Origin of the sequence: Bradyrhizobium sp. CCBAU 25338 (assembly GCF_028128965.1) — a bacterium.
GTDB lineage: Bacteria > Pseudomonadota > Alphaproteobacteria > Rhizobiales > Xanthobacteraceae > Bradyrhizobium > Bradyrhizobium liaoningense.
The window spans coordinates 613,570-630,483 of sequence record NZ_LFKY01000043.1; the positions used below are offsets into that span (position 1 = coordinate 613,570).

The window sequence follows — 16,914 nt, forward strand, 5'->3', positions numbered from 1 at the left end:
TCCGCGTGAAGAAAACGCGTCGATACAAATGAGCTTCAACTTTCAAGCACCTGCTCCGCTTCCGTGACTGCGCAGAGAACATGATAGAACGACGACGCAGGAATGGTGTCGATCAGCGATTTGCCGTCGCGATCGAACTGGTCGTACCAGCCGCCCTTCACGGGATGGCTGAGATAATGCCGTTCGAGCCGAACCAGCGCCGCGCGCGCCTCATCCGCCGCACCCGCTTCGCCGGACTCGGCTTGCGCGATCCACGCCTTCGCGATCTCGGTCTGCGGCCACAGCCGGCGCGTGCTGCGGCGGATGTTGCCGACGTCGTCTCCCTCGTCGATCAGGCAGCCCGTGGCCTCGTCGCGATAGCGCAGTGCGGTCGACAGCAGTTCGGCACGCCGCGGCGCGGTCGGGCAGCCCGTGATGCGCTCGAAACCCTTCAGCAGCCAAACCCATTCCGCCTGGTGACCGGGCTCGACGCTGACCGGCTCGATCTTCGACCAGTCTTCCTCGAAGTACTCGGTCAGGATGCGCTTCTGCTTGTCGTAGAGATTGGCCAGGAACAGTGCGAAGAATTCTCCGGCACGGCTCTGGAACGACAGATCGTGGGTCGCCTCGAAGCACGCGATCATCGCCTCGAACAGATGCATGTGCGGGTTCTGCCGGCGCGGCAGCGAGACCGGAAGGCCTTCGTGAACGCCGCCATGCGGCGAGCGCAGATGGCCGTCGAGGAAGGCGAGCAGCGCATCGATCTCGGCACGGACCTGCGCATCCTGGTCGAGGGCGTAGACGGCCGCGAGTGCAAAGAGGACGAAGGCGTGGTCATAGGCATCGCGCCGGGCATCCAGCACCGCTCCCTCGGGCGTCAGCCGGTGCACGTAGCCGGGCCGGCCATCGGGCGCCTTCGCTCTGGCCAGCAGATGCTCCAGCCCCTTCAGCGCGATGCCACGCCCCTCAGGATACCATCCCATCTGCGCCGCCTTGGCGTAACACCAGATCTGGCGCGCCTGCACGAATACGCGCCGGGGCGCGGCAGCGTCGGCCGTGCCGTCGCGGTGCAGCCGGTCGATGAAACCACCCGCAGCCTGATCCCAGCCGACCGTCGACCACAGCGGCAGCGCCTCGTCGATCATGCGGCGCTTCAGGCGCGCGACGACGTTCGACGCCTCGTCCGCCGCAATGATTCCTTCGTCCGCCATCGGGTCCTCTCTAGGCCTCACCAATGGCGGTCTGATACCCATGCTGGTGGCGGTGCGCAACGGATGCCAACACGGAAAGAACAGCCATGACCGCCCATTACGACGCCCGCGAGACCCGTGAACAAGCAGCGCGCGAGGCCGACCTGTTCTCCCGCCTGCCAGGGGTGCTGCGAGCCGCGATGGCCGCCCCGGCCTATGCCGAGCGGCTCAAAGGCTGCGATCCCGCCGCCGTGACCTCCAGGGCGGCGCTGGCGGACCTGCCGGTGTTGCGCAAATCGGAGCTGCCCGCCCTGCATAAGGCCTCTGCGCCTTTCGGGGGCCTCGTGGCAGGGCCTCCCGGCTCGTTCGCCCGCCTCTTCACCTCGCCCGGCCCGATCTTCGAGCCGGAGGGACGGCAAGGAGATCCCTGGCGCGGCGCAAGGGCGCTGTTCGCAGCGGGGTTCCGTCCTGACGATATCGTCCTCAATACCTTCAGCTACCATCTCACCCCCGGCGGCTTCATCTTCGACGCCTCCGCACGCGCGCTCGGCTGCGCGGTCATCCCGGCCGGCCCCGGCAATACGGAACAGCAATTCGAGCTGATCGAGGCCTACCGGCCGGTTGGCTACAGCGGCACTCCGGATTTCCTGAAGATCCTGCTCGACGCCGCAGCAAGCTCCGGGCGCGACATCTCCTCGATCAAGCGCGCGCTGGTCTCGGGCGCCGCGTTCCCGCCCTCGCTCCAGGCCGAGATCAAGGCGCGCGGCATCGACGCCTACCAGGCCTTCGGCACCGCCGATCTCGGCCTCATCGCGTTCGAGACCGAGGCGCGCGAGGGCATGGTCGTGAACGAGGACCTGATCCTGGAGATCGTCAAGCCCGGCACCGGAGATCCGGTTGCGCCGGGCGACGTCGGCGAGATCGTCGTGACCTCGCTCGATCCGCACCATCCCTGGATCCGGCTCGCCCTCGGCGACCTCACCGCGGCCCTGCCCGGCACGAGCCCATGCGGGCGCACAAACATGCGCATCAAGGGCTGGATGGGACGCGCTGACCAGACCACCAAGATCAAGGGCATGTTCGTCCGGCCCGAGCAGATCGCCGAGATCGGCAAGCGCCATTCCGCACTCGGAAGACTGCGCCTCGTCGTTACACGCCAGGGCGAAGCCGACGCGATGACACTGCGAGCCGAAACGGCGGCCGCCAACGACGCCCTGCGCGAAGAGATCGCGGCCAGCTTGCGCGCCGTGACGAAACTCGGCGGCACCGTCGAGCTGGTCAGCCCCGGCACGCTGCCGAACGACGGCAAGGTGATCGCGGACGAACGGTAAGACCAGAGGCGAGCGGCTATTTCGTACCGATCGCCGCCCACGACATCTGGTTGACCCATTCAGTCCGCACGTTCTTCAGCCCGGCCTCCTCCATCAGGCTCTGAACCGTTTCGCGGGGCCAGTAATGCGCGATGCGCGGCAACATCTGGTCAAACACGATCGAGCGGATGTGCCGGAATGAGAACGTCCGCAACAGGTCGAAATAGGCCAGCCGCCCGACGCCGAGGCGAAGCAGCAGCCACAGCACCGCGCTCGGATAGAGCGAGAGATGGTGCACGAGACCGATCGGCAGGCGCGAGAACAATGCCTTGCGCAAGGGATCGGCGAAGCGGACGATCCACTCGTTGTTCTCGTAGCCGTAGACCCAGATCAGGACGCGACCGCCAGGCTTCGTCGCCTTCACCATCTGCCGCAGTGCCAGCTCTGGGCTCTCAAGGTGATGAATGACGCCGATCGAGAAAGTGAGGTCGAAACGGTCTTCGAAGCCGATGTCGAATGCGCTCTGCTTCAGCACGGTTGCATTGGGATATTGCGCGAGGTTGTGTCGCGCGACCGCGAGCGAGCCGTCATCGATGTCGATCGCGGTGGCCTCGCTCACGCCGTACTTCAGCGGCCACAGCGAATTGCGTCCGGTGCCACAGCCGACGTCGAGCACACTCATGCCGTTCCAGTCGTCCGGCTCGAGGAACGGCGTCCATTTGCGGAACTGCGTCTCGTAGTCGGCCCGGATCTCGTTGTAGTGGCTCCATTCGTAGCCGAAACGCTCGGACGAGCCGGTCTGCTTGCCCATTCCCGCGCTGTTCTCGCTCATCAGAATCTTCCGGTTGGAGCGACGTGCGCCTTCAGGCGCGCGAGGCTGTCGCGGACCGCGGGCGGCAGCACCCTGACGACGCGCTTGCGCAGGCGGAACCAGGGCGGGGACACATCGGCAATCGCAACGCCCTCGGGCACGCGTGTGGCGCGGATCGCCGGATCGAGCGCGGCCTGATGCTCGCGGCGGACATAGAGGACGATGTTGTAGCGATACCAGAACGAGATCCGGTGATCACTCACAACCTGAGGCCGGACAAAGTCGTAGGCGTCGAAGCCGTGCCGCGTCAGCCGCTCCCGCCAGAAATCGAGCGGCTGTTCGTTGACGTGATATTCGCCGCCCTGCCCCGGCACGGCCGCGGAGAACAGCAAGTATTTGTCCGCGTGCGTCACGAGATTCTGTACGAACTGGTCGGCGAATTGCACCTGGATGTGTTCGGCGACTTCCAGCGATTGCACCAGATCGAAGCGACGGGACAGATCGAGCGGCCGCGACAGGTCCGCGGGCGTGAACAACTCGCGCGGAATCTCCAAACCGTCCTGATCGACGTAGTCGCCGTCGACGCCCCTTATGTCGCTAACGCCGGACGCGCGCCAGACGCTCAGCCAACCGCCGCCGGCGCAGCCGATGTCCGCGACGCTCGCAATCGGCAAAACGCGCAGCAGTAGCGGAATGATCTCCGAGGCGGCGTAGTGGGACGAGATGGACGCGTAATCCATGAACTTCTCGTCGTACTGGTGCTGAGCGGCTTTCTCCGTCATGGGCCGACCACCCTAAGATAGGCGACATCGTGCATCGGGCCGCTCAACACCCGCGTCCGCGCGACGTCGGCTGCGCGTGACACGGTCGACACGAGCTCCTCCAGCTTGCGCGGAAACCGGCCGCGATCCATGCGGAAGAACATCTCCTTGGCACGGTCGCGCGGATTAACCGGCAGGATGGCATCGACGATGTGAAACGCCCCGCCCGGCCTGACCACACGCAGCGCCTCCAGCGCCATCGCCTGGAGCTGCTCGCCGTCGAGATGATGCGTGGTCGCGACCGAGATGACCTGGTCGAACGAGTCATCCGGGAAAGTGAGCTTTGTCGCGTCCATCGCAATGAACTCACCGCCAGATCGAATTCGCTTTGCTGACGCGATGTAGTCAGGATTGATGTCGATACCGACATAGCGGCCGGGAATGAGCCTGCGTGTCGCGCCCGTGCCACAGCCAAGATCGAGCACGTGGCCGCCTGCACTCAGCGGCACTTCCTCGACCAGCAACTGCGTATAGCGCCGCACGGTCGGCTGACCGATAAACTGGTTGAGATCGTAGACGGCGGGCAGTTCCAGAACCCGCTCCAGCGCTTTCCGCAACATCCGGTCCTATCCCGTGGCTACAGGGCGACGAAAGGCCTGGAGGCCGAGCCAGACCCACAGGGCGATGGCATGGTTCGAACGCCTGTTGCGGTGTTGTTGCCACAAATCGGCGACCTCGGCGAGATCAATGCCGGCGATTTTCTCCAGCGGAATGCGCTGCGGAATTTCCCGCAGCCAGGCAGCGAGCGGGATTCCGAACCCCTTCTTGGGCCGGGATACGAGGTCGGCCGGCACTTTTCGCGCCAGCAATTTCTTCAACAAGTATTTCCCCACGCCATCGCGATATTTGAACGCGGTCGGCAGCCGCGCGCTGAAATCGACGAGATCGTTGTCGAGGAAGATCGCGCGGGCTTCCAGCGAATTCATCATCGCGGCCCGGTCGACCTTGGTCAGAATGCCGTCCTGGAGATAGAACTGAGTATAAAATTCCAGCGTCTTCTCGACGAGACCAAGTCCCGGAGACGCGTTCCACAGAGCCAGCGCCTCCTCATAGAGGTCCTCGGTGTGGATCCTCTCGTCGAACAGTCGCTCGATGTCGGGCGGCGCCAGCGGGCCGAGCCAAGTCGGGTTCCACAACTCCGGACCATAGGAGAGGCCGGTCAACGTGCGCTTGAGCTTGAAATCCAGGCTCATGTTGCGCGTCGACACCGGCAGCCTGCCGGCCACGCTGCGAATGACGCCGTGCAGCACGTTGGGCACACTGCCCTTGTAGATCGACGCGGCGCGCAGTGCATGGAATGGGTCGTAACCGGCAAAGAGCTCGTCGGCGCCATCGCCCGACAGCGCTACCGTTACCTTGCGTCGGGCGAACTTGCACAAGAGATAGGTCGGCAGCAGAGAGGAATCGCCGAGAGGCTCGCCGACCTTGTCCAGGAGCGCTGGAATGAGGTCGCGGGCCCGCGCCAAATCGAGCTTCTCCTCGTTGTGAAGAGACTGGAAAATCTGCGCCACGCGGCGGGCATGCGCGGACTCGTCGAACGAGCGCTCGTTGAAGCCGATCGTGAACGTCTCGAGCCGCTCCTTGCCGACGATGTCGGTTGCTGCGGCCAGCACGGCGCTGGAATCGATACCGCCGCTCAGGAATACGCCGAGGGGCACGTCACTGATCAGGCGGCGGCGCACCGCCTGTGTAACGAGATGGTCGAGTTCGTCGACGAGATCGTCCTCCCTGCGCGACGACATCGCCTCGTCGGGCGCGAGCGAAAACCGCCAGTATCGCTGCGTGGTGACGGCACCCGAGCGAAGATCGAAACGCAGCCAGGAGCCGCCGGGCAATTTCGCCGCGTGACGATAGGGCGTCCGCGGCGCCGGGAAGAAGCCGTAGGCGAACAGCTTTTGCAGGGAACGAACGTCGAGCGAGGCGTCGAAACCGCGATGACTCTCGAGCGAACGCAGCTCGCTCGAGAATGCAAAGAAACCCACGCCCGTGGCATAGAACAGCGGCTTCTCGCCGAACCGGTCCCGCGCCAGGAAGAGTTGGGCTCTCTCGCTGTCCCACACCGCGAAGGCGAACATGCCGTTCAGCCGCCGTGGCAGGTCGTTGCCCCATTCCTCGTAGCCATGTACGAGAACTTCGGTGTCGGAGTGATCGGTGACGAAACGATGGCCACATCGCTCCAGCTCGGCGCGAAGCTCGACGTGATTGTAGATCTCGCCGTTGAAGATGACCGCGATCGTCGCAGTCTCGTTCCACATCGGCTGCGCACCACCGCCGATATCGAGAATGGCGAGCCGCCGATGTCCCAGGAACACGCGATGCGTCTCGTCGGCATGATAGCCGAAGCCGTCTGGACCACGATGCGCGAGCGCATCCGTCATCGCACGGATGTCGCCGACGTCCCCTGCACCGCAAAATCCAGCTATGCCGCACATCGCGTCAAATATCCCTTTGACCGGTGCTCGTGGCCGCGTCGCCCTGGAAATTGATCAACTCGCGCACGAGATAGGCACGGGCTCCTTGCGATTCGTAGTAGGTGCGCACCAGCATCTCGGCGACGAGACCGAGCAGGATGCTCATCATGCCGACCAGGAACAACAGCGCAGCCAGCAGCGGCAGCGGCGTCTGAATCAGCGAGATACGGCCGACGATGCGCAGCAAGACGGCAAGCGCTATGGTGGCGAAGGCGGCAATGATCGAGATCAGTCCGAAGCCGCCGAACAGATAGATCGGCTTAGCGAAATAGCGTCGCAGGAACATCACGACGAGAAGATCGAGCACGACCTTGAAAATGCGCTCGAGGCCGTAATTCGAGGCGCCGAACTGCCGCGCATGGTGGGCTACGGGGAGCTCGGTGATGCGTGCGCCCTGCCACTCAGCATAGATCGGGATGAAGCGGTGCATTTCGCCGTAGAGACGAACGCCACTCACCATGCTGCGGCGGTAGACTTTCAGCGTGCAGCCGTAGTCATGCAGCTTCACGCCTGACACGCGCGAGATGAAACGGTTGGCGACCCGGCTGACCCAGTTCCGCTTGAGCTCAGAATCCTTGCGCTCCCTGCGCCAGCCGGAGACGACGTCGTAGCCCTCGTCGAGCCTCGCCAGCAGGCGCGGGATGTCGGCAGGATCGTTCTGGAGGTCAGCGTCGATCATCACGACGATGTCGTTCGTGGCGTGGTCGATACCTGCCATCAGCGCGGCGGTCTGACCGTAATTCCTGCGGAAGTCGACGACCTTGACCTCGGGATGCGCCTGCGACAGAGAACGCAGAAGCGCAAGCGAGCCATCCTGGCTGCCGTCATTGACGAGCACTATCTCGAAGCGGTTGGGCAGCCCGCGCAGAACATCCATCAGCTTCTCCACCAGAATGGGGAGCGACTGCTCTTCGTTGTAGACGGGCACGATGACGGAAAGGCCCGGGGGAGTTTGTTCAGTCATAGCCTATCGCGCTCCACCTATTCCTGCTCCGCCGGTAAGACGGCGCGGCAGCGGCGATGACGACGTCAGCCCTTGGCGAAATACTCGTCAAGACCTTTGCCTCCGAGATATGCGCGCCTGAGCATCAAGTAGTACCACGGAGTTTCCGTCTTAGAGAAAGAGCCTCCGTCCGGCGCATAGTGCTGACCGAGAATCTTCTTCTCGAAAGTCTGGGCCTGGGCGACCAATGCCGCAGTCGGAATCCACGGCCTCTTCCATTGCGCCACGCCGAGAAAGAGCATGAGGCAGGAGACTAGGGCCAGCGCCTCGCGCGTCGCGGTCGTCCGCTTCGTCAGGACCCAGGGCCAGACCGCGTAGATCAAGCCGGCGAACACAGGCAGTTGGAACAGTCCGATGTAGCGCGGGAAGAGTTCCGACCAGAGATAGATCACGCGGAACACCTGATCGATCCGCGAAACGGCGAAGCAGAGGATCACGACTGCAACCCATCCGAGCAGGATGACGACAGTATCCGCAAGAGGAAGGGACAGATGCTCGAACCTGCTTGTCCTGAAGCGGTTGGCGATCAAACCGAGCGAGGTGACGGCAGAGCGCAGCTTCGGCACGGCTAAGACCAGAAGCGCAAGCCCGATCGGCACGGCCAGAGCGATGGCTATCCCCAACAAGGAAAATCCCATGATCGACAGCATGCGTTCGCGCAGCGCCGTGAGGACGACCGTGAGCAGGATCGGAACCATGTAAGCCGGGCGCAACAGCTCCCTGGGCCGCGAGGCGAGATCGCAGGCGATCATTACAGCGAGCAGGATCGGCGCTTCACTCTGGTGCACGAAGCTCACGACGATCGGCGTCCAATAGGCCAGTCCGCCCCGTCCTGACCAGCGCAGCGCAAATGCTGCGAAGGCGATCATGGCGCAAAGGCAGCGGGGGAAAACCGAGAATGGCGAGAACGCCGCCCCCGGGTTTATCCAGGCGTAGAGACCAAGCCAGAACGTATGATGCAGACTAACGCGTGGCGCGGGCGGTGTCGGCGTCACCTGGTACAACGACCAGGACAAGCTGGGCGGCGGCACTGTGAGATAGAATAGCGCGGCAAGCGCGATGGCGCCAAACAGCGGAAGCACCAACGGACCTCGGGCCGCCCAGAATGCGATGAGCAGGCACAGGATGCCCAGAAACGCGCCCGAGAGGGTCATGCCCCACCACAACGAGAGGTACAGAAATTCGGGAAAATCCCTCGCGGGGTCCGTCATGCCGAGCGACTGCTGCACCTTTCCGGCGAAATACATCGAGAGCGACGTGAACGGATAATTGTTGCAATAGGCAGCGCGCATCCTCGCGCGATAAATGGAGTGATCGCTCGCCGAAACCGCGATGAGGTGCTCCACGAGCTTGTCCTGCTGATCATGCGAGACCTGTCCGGCCTGTTCGACCCCGCACAGATAAAGATACAGGAGATCCTTGTCGAAGCCGATGTTATTCTCAGCCATGCGCCCGTTGATCCCGGCCCAGACCACCAGGGACAACAACACCACGATCAGGGAAGCGAGCGTGAATCGCCGAGTTGAAACCACTCCATCTGCCGTCATTGTCCGCGCCGATACCCTCTCGCCCTAGTTGCGGGCCGGACAATATCGACGCTCCCCCGCACATTCAACTGCCATATGCGCCGTTTTTGCCCGCGGCTGCGCCGCTTCGTCGCGCATTGCCGCTAAGGTCCAAGCCGCCGTCCTCCCAACGGAGCGACGCGCCTTGGCTCAGGCTCAGAGCGTGCTAACGCGCGGCGGCCTTGAACGGCCCCAAGAAAACGGAGCCGTCGGCACCGGCGCAATTCTCCTGGACAGTACACTCACCGTCATGACCAGAAGGAAGTCGTAGGCCAGCGGGAAGTGCCAGATACCGATCGCGGGCATGCGCTTAGATAAAGATGGCTCTCTCCGATCGCGACGACAGCGAGGGCAAAAACGACGCCAGGCCTGCTATACAGACGCAACTTCTGCAACGATCAATCCAATGCGGACCTCAACGGGAGCGACCGGACGAAGTAGATGAGAAGGGCGGCCAGCGCCAATCCACACAGCCGTCGCGGCCCCAAAATCTCCTCCTTCTTCTTGGTGAAGATGCGCTCCTGCCGCGTTAAAAATCGCTGGTGAATGTCTCGCCGTCGCGACTGCGCTTGTCGGACTCGGGATCGAGTTCGTAATTGATACCGCAGGGGCGCAGGAGCTTGGCGAGATAATCCGGGCTGCCATAGGAGGACAGGCCCATGACCTTGTACTCGTCGTTGGTCATCTGATAGCCGAGGTACTCCGTCAGCGTCCCGTAGTAGAGACCAAGACTGTTATGGCGACTAAATCGTGTCAGCACGGGGAAGTCGTTACCGCGTGAATGGGCGATGAGGCCGGAGTTGGATCGCCTGAGAAATCGAAGCAGGCGACGGTCGCCTCTGGAAAACCGGAGCCGCAGAACGAACTCGCGGCATGACAGCGACGATGGTCATAGAGCTCGATCTTCGGGCTATGGCCGAACTGATATTTGGAATATTCGGTGAGACGCCGCCCTCAATTCGCGCAGGTCTTCAGCGGCGAGCAGACCCAGTCGGCCTCGCGCATGGCGATGCCGCCCTGCTTGAGGCACAATTCGATCGCTCCACGCGCCAGCTCGCCGCGCCCGTGGTTCGCAAGCGTAAAGCGCTCCTGCTCCGCGGCTGTAGTCAACTCGCCGTCGGGCAGCAGCACCGCCGCACCATCGTGGTGCGGCGGCGCTTGATCCTCGAGTTGATTCCGATCGCATACACGTCGCCTAGCCCCCTCGCGGAGCCTTCTATAGAAACCGCCGCCGATGTAAATCGGCCGGCCCGAACGGAGGGCGTGACGGCAGCCATATCGGCGCGATGCCCCCAGGGCGCGGGAACCTTGCATCGTCCCCGCGGCTCCCGTATTACCAACCCCTGCTGCAATATGGCCTGGAATTGGGCCCTTCCGGATCCAAAACGTGCTTGAACCGACCCTCGTCACCATCGCTGAGACCGAGACCATTGAGGAAGCCTTCCGGCGCCTGAATGCGAATATGCTCGGCATCCTGTTCGCGCACGACGCGAGCGGACGAATCGTCGGCGCCGTGACGGACGGTGACATCCGCAGGCGAATGCTGACCGGCATCACGATCCAGGACCGGGTTGCGTCCTGCATCAATCGCAACTTCGTCTGGGCGCCGACCGGCGGCCCGCGCGAGCAGATCCTGAAGCTGCTCGACCAGCGCGTGCACGTGGTGCCGATCCTCGATGGCGAGGGACGGCTGGTCGACGTATTCAGCCGCGAGCTGTTCAACCTCTCGGAAGAGAGCGAGGTGTTCGCGCGTGCCCGCTCGCCGGTGCGGATCAGCTTCTCCGGCGGCGGCACCGACCTGACGCATTACTTCGTGGCGAATGACGGCGGCGCGGTCATCAGCGCCACGATCAAGATGTACGCTCATGCGACGCTGCGGCGCCGGAGCGATCCCAGCATCCGGATCTACTCGCACGATTTTCGCCGCACGGTCGAGGCCGACAATCTCGCAGAACTCGGAACGGGCGGGGATCTCGCGCTGATCAAGTCAGTCGTGCGCCTGATCAAGCCGACTTATGGATTCGAGCTCGAGGTGTCCGCCGATTTCCCGGTCGGTTCCGGCCTCGGCGGCTCCGCTGTGGTCTCGTCCGCGATCATCGGATGCTTCAACGAGTTCCGCGGGGACCAGTGGGACCGCCACGAGATCGCGGAGATGGCCTTCCAGGCCGAGCGGCTGATGCTCAACATTCCCGGCGGCTGGCAGGATCAGTACGCCACCGTGTTCGGCGGCTTCAATCACATGGAGTTCTTCTCCGACCAGAACACCATCGTGCCGCTTCGTCTCGATCCCAACATCATCGCCGAGCTCGAGGAGAGCCTGGTGCTCTGCTACGCCGGCTCCGGCCGCGATTCCGGCGCCATTCACCGCGACCAGAAGGCTCAGCACGAGACCAGCGACGCCGTCGCCGCCGCTGCCAAGCAGAAGGAAGTGACGCGCGACATAAGGCGGCATCTGCTGCGCGGCCAGCTCCTGGAATGCGGCCGGCTGATCGACGAGGCCTGGCACGCCAAACGGAAGCTGAGCTCGAAGATCTCGTCGGAGGCGATCGACGCGATCTACGATTTCGCCAAGCAGCACGGCGCGGTCGGCGGCAAGCTCCTGGGGGCCGGCGGCGGCGGTTACTTCCTGTTCTTCGTACGTCCGTTCGAGCGCTACCAGCTCATCGCGGCGCTGGAACAGCAGGGGCATCGCTGTTCGCGCATCATGTTCGAAGAGAACGGGCTGCGGACGTGGAAGTCGCGCGTTCCCGCGCGGCTCGCCTGACGCATATGAGACGAGAATGTTGATGACATCGCCCAAACAGTCTGCTCCGGTCCGCATTGGCAACCGTCTTCTGGGCGATGGCGAACCCTGCTACGTCATCGCCGAAATCGGCAACAACCACAATGGCGACTTCGACCGCGCCATTGCGCTGGTCGATGCCGCGGTCGCGGCCGGCGCCGATTGCGCCAAATTCCAGATGCGCAAACTCGACGAGGTCTATCGCGCCTCGAGTCTGTCCGGGAAGGACGACGACCTCGCCGTCGAATATACGCTCGATCTCCTGCGCCGCTTCGAGCTGCCGATCGCGCAGCAAAAGAAGATCGCCGAGTATTGCGCAGCCAAGGGGATTGAATACCTCTGCACGCCCTGGGACGCGAAGAGCGTCGCCGTGCTCGAAGGCTTCGGCGTGCAGGCCTACAAGGTCGCCTCGGCCGACCTCACCAACCTGCCGCTGCTCGGTCGCCTCACCGCCACCGGCAAGACGCTGATCGTCTCGACCGGCATGAGCACGACGGACGAGATCAAGGCCGCGGCGAAATTCCTCGACGACCGCAATGCAAGCTACGCGCTCCTGCATTGCCAGAGCACCTATCCGGCAGCGCTTCACAACATCCATCTGCGTTTCATGGAGACGCTGCGCGAGATTCATCCGGTCGTCGGCTATTCCGGACATGAGCGCGGCATCGCCGTCTCGACGGCCGCTGTCGCGCTCGGCGCGGTGATCATCGAACGCCACATCACGCTCGACCGCGAGATGGAAGGTCCGGACCATGCCGCGAGCCTGGAGCCGGAGGAATTCAAGGCACTCGTCTCCGGCATCCGCGAGGTCGAGGCGGCGCGCGGCGAGAAGCTCGCGGAACGCGCGCTGAGCCAGGGCGAGCTGATCAACCGCGAGAACCTCGCCAAGAGCCTGGTGGCCGCGCGCGACCTTCCGGCCGGTACGATGATCTCCGAGAGCGACATCGCCGTGAAGAGCCCGGGACAGGGCCTGTCGCCGCTGAAGATGCCAGCGCTGCTCGGCCGCAGGCTGACGCGAACGATGGCGGCGGACGACTATTTCTTCCAGAGCGACCTCGACGAAGGCGTCGCAAAGGCACGGCGCTACCGTTTCGACCGGCCCTGGGGGGTGCCGGTGCGTTATCACGATACCGCGCGCTTCCTGGAGATCTGCGAGCCCGACATCATCGAGTTCCACCTCAGCTACAGCGACATGGAGCGCGATCCCGCGGCCTATCTGTCCGGTACCTATGATCTCGGCTTCGTCGTGCATGCGCCGGAGCTGTTTGCCGGCTCCAAGCTGATGGACCTCGCAACGCCCGATGAGGCGCTGCGGCGCTACTCGCTGGAGCAGACGCAAGCAGTGATCGACATCACCCGCGGCCTGAAGAAGTTCTTCCCCAAGACAAAACACCCGCCCATCGTCGCCAATATCGGCGGCTTCACCATGGATGAGCCGCTGCCGCCGGAGGAGAAAGCCGAGCGCTATCGCATCTTTGCGCAGAGCTTGACCGAGCTCGACATGGACGGCGTCGAGCTGACGCCGCAGACCATGGCACCGTTCCCCTGGCATTTCGGCGGCCAGCGTCATCAGAACATCTTCATCTTCCCGGAGGAGTCGGCCGCATTCTGCGCCAAGCATGATCTGCGCATGTGCGTCGACATCTCCCACACCAAGCTCGCCGCCAATCATTTCGGCTTCGACTTTGCGCAGGGCCTCGCCCAGCTCGGGCCGCACACTGCACATCTGCATTTCGGCGACGCCAAGGGGCTCGACGGCGAAGGACTCCAGATCGGCGAAGGCGAGATCGATTTCGACGAGATCGGACAGGTGCTGCGCAAGCATGCGCCGACGGCGTCATTCATTCCCGAGATATGGCAGGGCCACAAGAACATGGGCGAAGGCTTCTGGACCGCGCTCGAGCGTCTCGAGGGACATATCTGATGGCGCGCAAGACGCTGGCCGTGATCGCCGCGCGCGGCGGCTCCAAGGGCATCCCGCACAAGAACCTGCTCGATCTCTGCGGCAAGCCGCTGATCGCCTGGACGGTCGAGCAGGCGCGCGCCGCACGCGGCGTCGACGTGGTGGCGGTCTCGTCGGACAGTGACAATATCCTGGCCGCCGCCGAGGCCGCCGGCGCCGTAGGCGTGCGGCGTCCGGATGACATTTCGGGTGACCTCGCCTCCTCCGAATCCGCCTGGCTGCATGCCCTCGATGCGACCGAGGCGAGCATGGGACGGTTCGAGCGCATCGTCGCACTTCAGGCCACATCGCCGATCCGCGAGCCCGGCGACATCGAGAACGCGCTTGCAACCTTCGATCGCGATCATCTCGACAGCCTGCTTTCAGTCTGCGAGGTCGAGGATTACTTCAACTGGCGGATCGGCGCGAGCGGACCGGAGCCGATCAATTACGACTATCGCAACCGCCGCATGCGGCAGCAGATCGAGAAGCGCTACCTCGAGAACGGATCGTTCTACGTCCTGATCCCATCCCTCCTGCGCGAGCAGAACAATCGTCTCGGCGGCAAGATCGGCTTCCACGTGATGGAGCGTCACAAGATGTTCCAGATCGATCGTCCCGAGGACGTCAAGCTTTGCGCCGCCATCATGCGCAGTTACGGCTATGCCTGATCTCAGCGCCTTCTCTCTCGCAGGCAAGATCGCGGTGGTCACCGGCGCCTCGCGGGGCATTGGCGCAGCGATTGCAAGCGGCCTGCAGGGTGCGGATGCCACGGTGTTCGGCCTCAGCCGGTCCGGGACCGCGCCGCAGGGCGTCACTGCCATTGCCTGCGATCTCTCCGACGACAGAGCGATCGACAACGCGTTCCGCGCCATTGCGGCAAAAGCCGAGCGCATCGACGCGCTCGTGAATGCCGCCGGCATCAGTCTTCCGGCCCAGAGCGCCGAAAGCGAGCTCGCGCGCTTCCGTGCCACGGTCGCAACCGATCTTACCGGCGTCTACGCCACCATCCTCGCCGCCTATCCGCTCCTGAAGAATGCCGGCTCGGCCGCAATCGTCAACGTCACCAGCATCAACTCGATCCGAGGCTTTCCCGGCAATCCCGGTTACGTGGCGGCGAAGGCGGGCCTTGCCGGGCTGACGCGGGCACTCGCCGCCGACTACGCATCCGACGGCATCCGCGTCAACGCGCTTGCACCGGGCTATGTCGCAACCGAGATGACCGCGAAGAGCTTTGCCGATCCGGTCATGCACGAAGACAGGCGCCGTCACACCATGCTCGGCCGCTGGGGACAGCCTGCCGACATGGTGGGCGCCGCCATCTTCCTGACGTCGGACGCCTCCGCCTATGTGACCGGCCAGGAAATCTTCGTCGATGGGGGCTGGACCACCAAGGGTCTCGCCATCAGCTCGGATAGCACATCGTGATCGCAACATTGCAACGCATCGGCTTCATGCAGGGACGCCTGTCGGCACTGGTCGACGGCAAGATCCAGGCGTTCCCCTGGAATGAATGGCGCGAGGAATTTCCCCGCGCCAAGGCGCTCGACCTGACGCGAATGGAATGGACCATCGATCAGGAGCGGCTGCGGGAGAACCCGCTCATGACCGAGCCGGGACAACAGGAGATTCTGACACTGTCGCGCGAGAACGGCGTGCGCATCCCGAGCCTGACCGGTGATTGCTTCATGCAGGCACCGTTCTGGAAGGTCGACGCCGTGGTACGCGACGCGCTCGTCGCCGACCTCGACCTCCTGATCGCCGCCTGCAGCCGGATCGGCATCGAATTCGTCGTGATCCCGCTGGTCGACAACGGCAAGATCGAGCGCCAGAGCGAGAGCGATACGTTGAAGCGTGTGCTGCTCGCACGCTCCGAGCAGCTCGCAAGGCGGAACGTCAAGATCGTCTTCGAATCCGATCTGCCGCCGCGTGAGCTTGCCCGGTTCATGGAGGCGTTTCCAGCCGACGTCTTCGGCATCAACTACGACAGCGGCAACAGCGCCTCGCTGGGCTATGACAGCGACGAGGAGATCGCCGCATACGCGCCGCGCATCCTCAATGTGCATGTGAAGGACCGCATTCGCGGCGGCACCACCGTGCCGCTCGGAACCGGCAACGCCGACCTTCCCAAGACCATCCGCCTGATCGAGCGTTCCGGCTACAAGGGTCAGTACATCCTGCAAACCGCGCGCGCCGCCGACGGCGATCACGCCGGAGCGCTCGCCAGGTATCGCGACATGACGATCGGCTGGATCGAGGACGCAGCGCGATGAAGCTCGAGCTGAACGATCGCGTCGCTCTCGTCACCGGCGCCAGCCGCGGGATCGGACTTGCGATCGCGACGACGCTCGCTGCGGAAGGAGCCAAGGTCGCGCTCGCCGCGCGGGGAGCCGATGCGCTTGATGCGGCCCGAGCTGCGATCGGCGGCAGCACATCGGCGCACGCGGCCAACGTCACCGACCCGGCCGCTGCCGCGACGCTGGTACACGAGGTTGATCGGCGCTGGGGGCGCCTCGACATCCTCGTCTGCAACGTCGGCAGCGGCGCCTCCGTACCGCCGGGAAAGGAAACCGCGGCGGAGTGGTCGCGAGTGATGGATCTTAATCTCTTCGCCACAACCAACATGATCGAGGCCGCCCGGCCGTTGATGGCGCGCGGCAGCGGCGACCGGGCCATCGTCTGCATCTCTTCGATCGCAGGCATGGCGGCGCTTGGGGCGCCCGTCACCTACTACGCCGCAAAGGCCGCGCTGAATGCGACCGTGCGTGGCTTGGCCCGCCCCCTGGCGCTCGAAGGCATACGCATCAATGCGGTTGCACCCGGCAACATCCTGGCCGCCGACGGCACCTGGGCACATAAGCTTGCGGAAAACCGTGCTGCGGTCGAGGAGATGCTTGTGCGCGAGGTCGCGCTGCGCCGCCTGGGCCGGCCGGAGGAGGTCGCCGACCTCGTCGCCTTTCTCGTCTCGCCCCGCGCGGCATTCATCACCGGCAGCGTGATGGTCGCCGACGGCGGCCAGTTGCGTAGCTGAACAGGAGCC

At 64.1% G+C, this 16,914-nt stretch carries 17 protein-coding genes; 7 read left to right on the top strand and 10 right to left on the bottom strand.

Annotated features, from left to right (window positions below):
• Positions 1-35: 35 nt before the first annotated feature.
• Positions 36-1,190, bottom strand: a complete 1,155-nt coding sequence (locus ACM42_RS36585; RefSeq protein ID WP_271533312.1) for an AGE family epimerase/isomerase — start codon at positions 1,188-1,190, stop codon at positions 36-38.
• An 86-nt stretch (positions 1,191-1,276) separates the two neighbouring features.
• Between ACM42_RS36585 and ACM42_RS36590 the strand changes: the two genes are divergently transcribed.
• Positions 1,277-2,500, top strand: coding sequence for a phenylacetate--CoA ligase family protein (locus ACM42_RS36590; protein WP_271533313.1), 1,224 nt, complete (start codon positions 1,277-1,279; stop codon positions 2,498-2,500).
• Between the two features lie 16 nt (positions 2,501-2,516).
• Here the strand turns inward: ACM42_RS36590 and ACM42_RS36595 are convergent, their stop codons facing one another.
• From ACM42_RS36595 to ACM42_RS36635, 9 genes are all read right to left on the bottom strand, one after another.
• Positions 2,517-3,311, bottom strand: a complete 795-nt coding sequence (locus ACM42_RS36595) for a class I SAM-dependent methyltransferase (RefSeq protein WP_271533314.1) — start codon at positions 3,309-3,311, stop codon at positions 2,517-2,519.
• Positions 3,311-4,072: a methyltransferase domain-containing protein gene (locus tag ACM42_RS36600; RefSeq protein WP_271533315.1), complete on the bottom strand. Its 762-nt coding sequence runs from the start codon at positions 4,070-4,072 to the stop codon at positions 3,311-3,313. Before ACM42_RS36600 ends, ACM42_RS36595 begins: the two co-directional genes overlap by 1 nt.
• Complete coding sequence (locus ACM42_RS36605; protein WP_271533316.1) at positions 4,069-4,671, bottom strand: class I SAM-dependent methyltransferase; 603 nt, start codon at positions 4,669-4,671, stop codon at positions 4,069-4,071. The genes ACM42_RS36600 and ACM42_RS36605 overlap by 4 nt, the downstream gene beginning before the upstream one ends.
• Positions 4,672-4,677: 6 nt before the next feature.
• Positions 4,678-6,543 (bottom strand): asparagine synthase (glutamine-hydrolyzing), encoded by a 1,866-nt coding sequence (gene asnB / locus ACM42_RS36610; protein ID WP_271533317.1) that lies wholly within the window; start codon positions 6,541-6,543, stop codon positions 4,678-4,680.
• Between the two features lie 4 nt (positions 6,544-6,547).
• Positions 6,548-7,546 carry a glycosyltransferase family 2 protein gene (locus ACM42_RS36615; RefSeq protein ID WP_271533318.1) on the bottom strand — a complete coding sequence of 333 codons (999 nt, stop codon included), beginning with the start codon at positions 7,544-7,546 and terminating at the stop codon, positions 6,548-6,550.
• A 65-nt stretch (positions 7,547-7,611) separates the two neighbouring features.
• Entirely contained in the window at positions 7,612-9,033 is a 1,422-nt protein-coding gene (locus tag ACM42_RS36620; protein ID WP_271533319.1) for a hypothetical protein, read from the bottom strand.
• A 646-nt stretch (positions 9,034-9,679) separates the two neighbouring features.
• Positions 9,680-9,910, bottom strand: a complete 231-nt coding sequence (locus ACM42_RS36625) for a carbamoyltransferase N-terminal domain-containing protein (protein WP_271533320.1) — start codon at positions 9,908-9,910, stop codon at positions 9,680-9,682.
• Positions 9,904-10,053, bottom strand: a complete 150-nt coding sequence (locus ACM42_RS36630; RefSeq protein WP_271533727.1) for a hypothetical protein — start codon at positions 10,051-10,053, stop codon at positions 9,904-9,906. The genes ACM42_RS36625 and ACM42_RS36630 overlap by 7 nt, the downstream gene beginning before the upstream one ends.
• Before the next feature lie 51 nt (positions 10,054-10,104).
• A complete protein-coding gene (locus ACM42_RS36635) occupies positions 10,105-10,281 on the bottom strand; it encodes a hypothetical protein (RefSeq protein WP_271533321.1) in 177 nt (58 codons plus the stop codon).
• Positions 10,282-10,537: 256 nt separating this feature from the next.
• Here ACM42_RS36635 and ACM42_RS36640 point away from each other — a divergent pair, with 256 nt between their 5' ends.
• The 6 genes from ACM42_RS36640 to ACM42_RS36665 are packed head-to-tail and all read left to right on the top strand — an operon-like array spanning position 10,538 to position 16,905.
• On the top strand, positions 10,538-11,914 hold the full coding sequence (locus tag ACM42_RS36640) for a GHMP family kinase ATP-binding protein (RefSeq protein ID WP_271533322.1): 1,377 nt from the start codon (positions 10,538-10,540) through the stop codon (positions 11,912-11,914).
• A 22-nt stretch (positions 11,915-11,936) separates the two neighbouring features.
• On the top strand, positions 11,937-13,856 hold the full coding sequence (locus tag ACM42_RS36645; protein ID WP_271533323.1) for an N-acetylneuraminate synthase family protein: 1,920 nt from the start codon (positions 11,937-11,939) through the stop codon (positions 13,854-13,856).
• Positions 13,856-14,545 (top strand): acylneuraminate cytidylyltransferase family protein, encoded by a 690-nt coding sequence (locus tag ACM42_RS36650; protein ID WP_239625288.1) that lies wholly within the window; start codon positions 13,856-13,858, stop codon positions 14,543-14,545. Before ACM42_RS36645 ends, ACM42_RS36650 begins: the two co-directional genes overlap by 1 nt.
• On the top strand, positions 14,538-15,302 hold the full coding sequence (locus tag ACM42_RS36655) for an SDR family oxidoreductase (protein ID WP_271533324.1): 765 nt from the start codon (positions 14,538-14,540) through the stop codon (positions 15,300-15,302). The genes ACM42_RS36650 and ACM42_RS36655 overlap by 8 nt, the downstream gene beginning before the upstream one ends.
• Positions 15,299-16,147 carry a sugar phosphate isomerase/epimerase family protein gene (locus ACM42_RS36660; protein WP_271533325.1) on the top strand — a complete coding sequence of 283 codons (849 nt, stop codon included), beginning with the start codon at positions 15,299-15,301 and terminating at the stop codon, positions 16,145-16,147. Before ACM42_RS36655 ends, ACM42_RS36660 begins: the two co-directional genes overlap by 4 nt.
• The gene (locus tag ACM42_RS36665) at positions 16,144-16,905 is read left to right on the top strand and encodes an SDR family NAD(P)-dependent oxidoreductase (RefSeq protein ID WP_271533326.1); all 762 of its coding nucleotides are present in this window, start codon (positions 16,144-16,146) and stop codon (positions 16,903-16,905) included. The genes ACM42_RS36660 and ACM42_RS36665 overlap by 4 nt, the downstream gene beginning before the upstream one ends.
• The last annotated feature ends 9 nt before the right edge of the window (positions 16,906-16,914 follow it).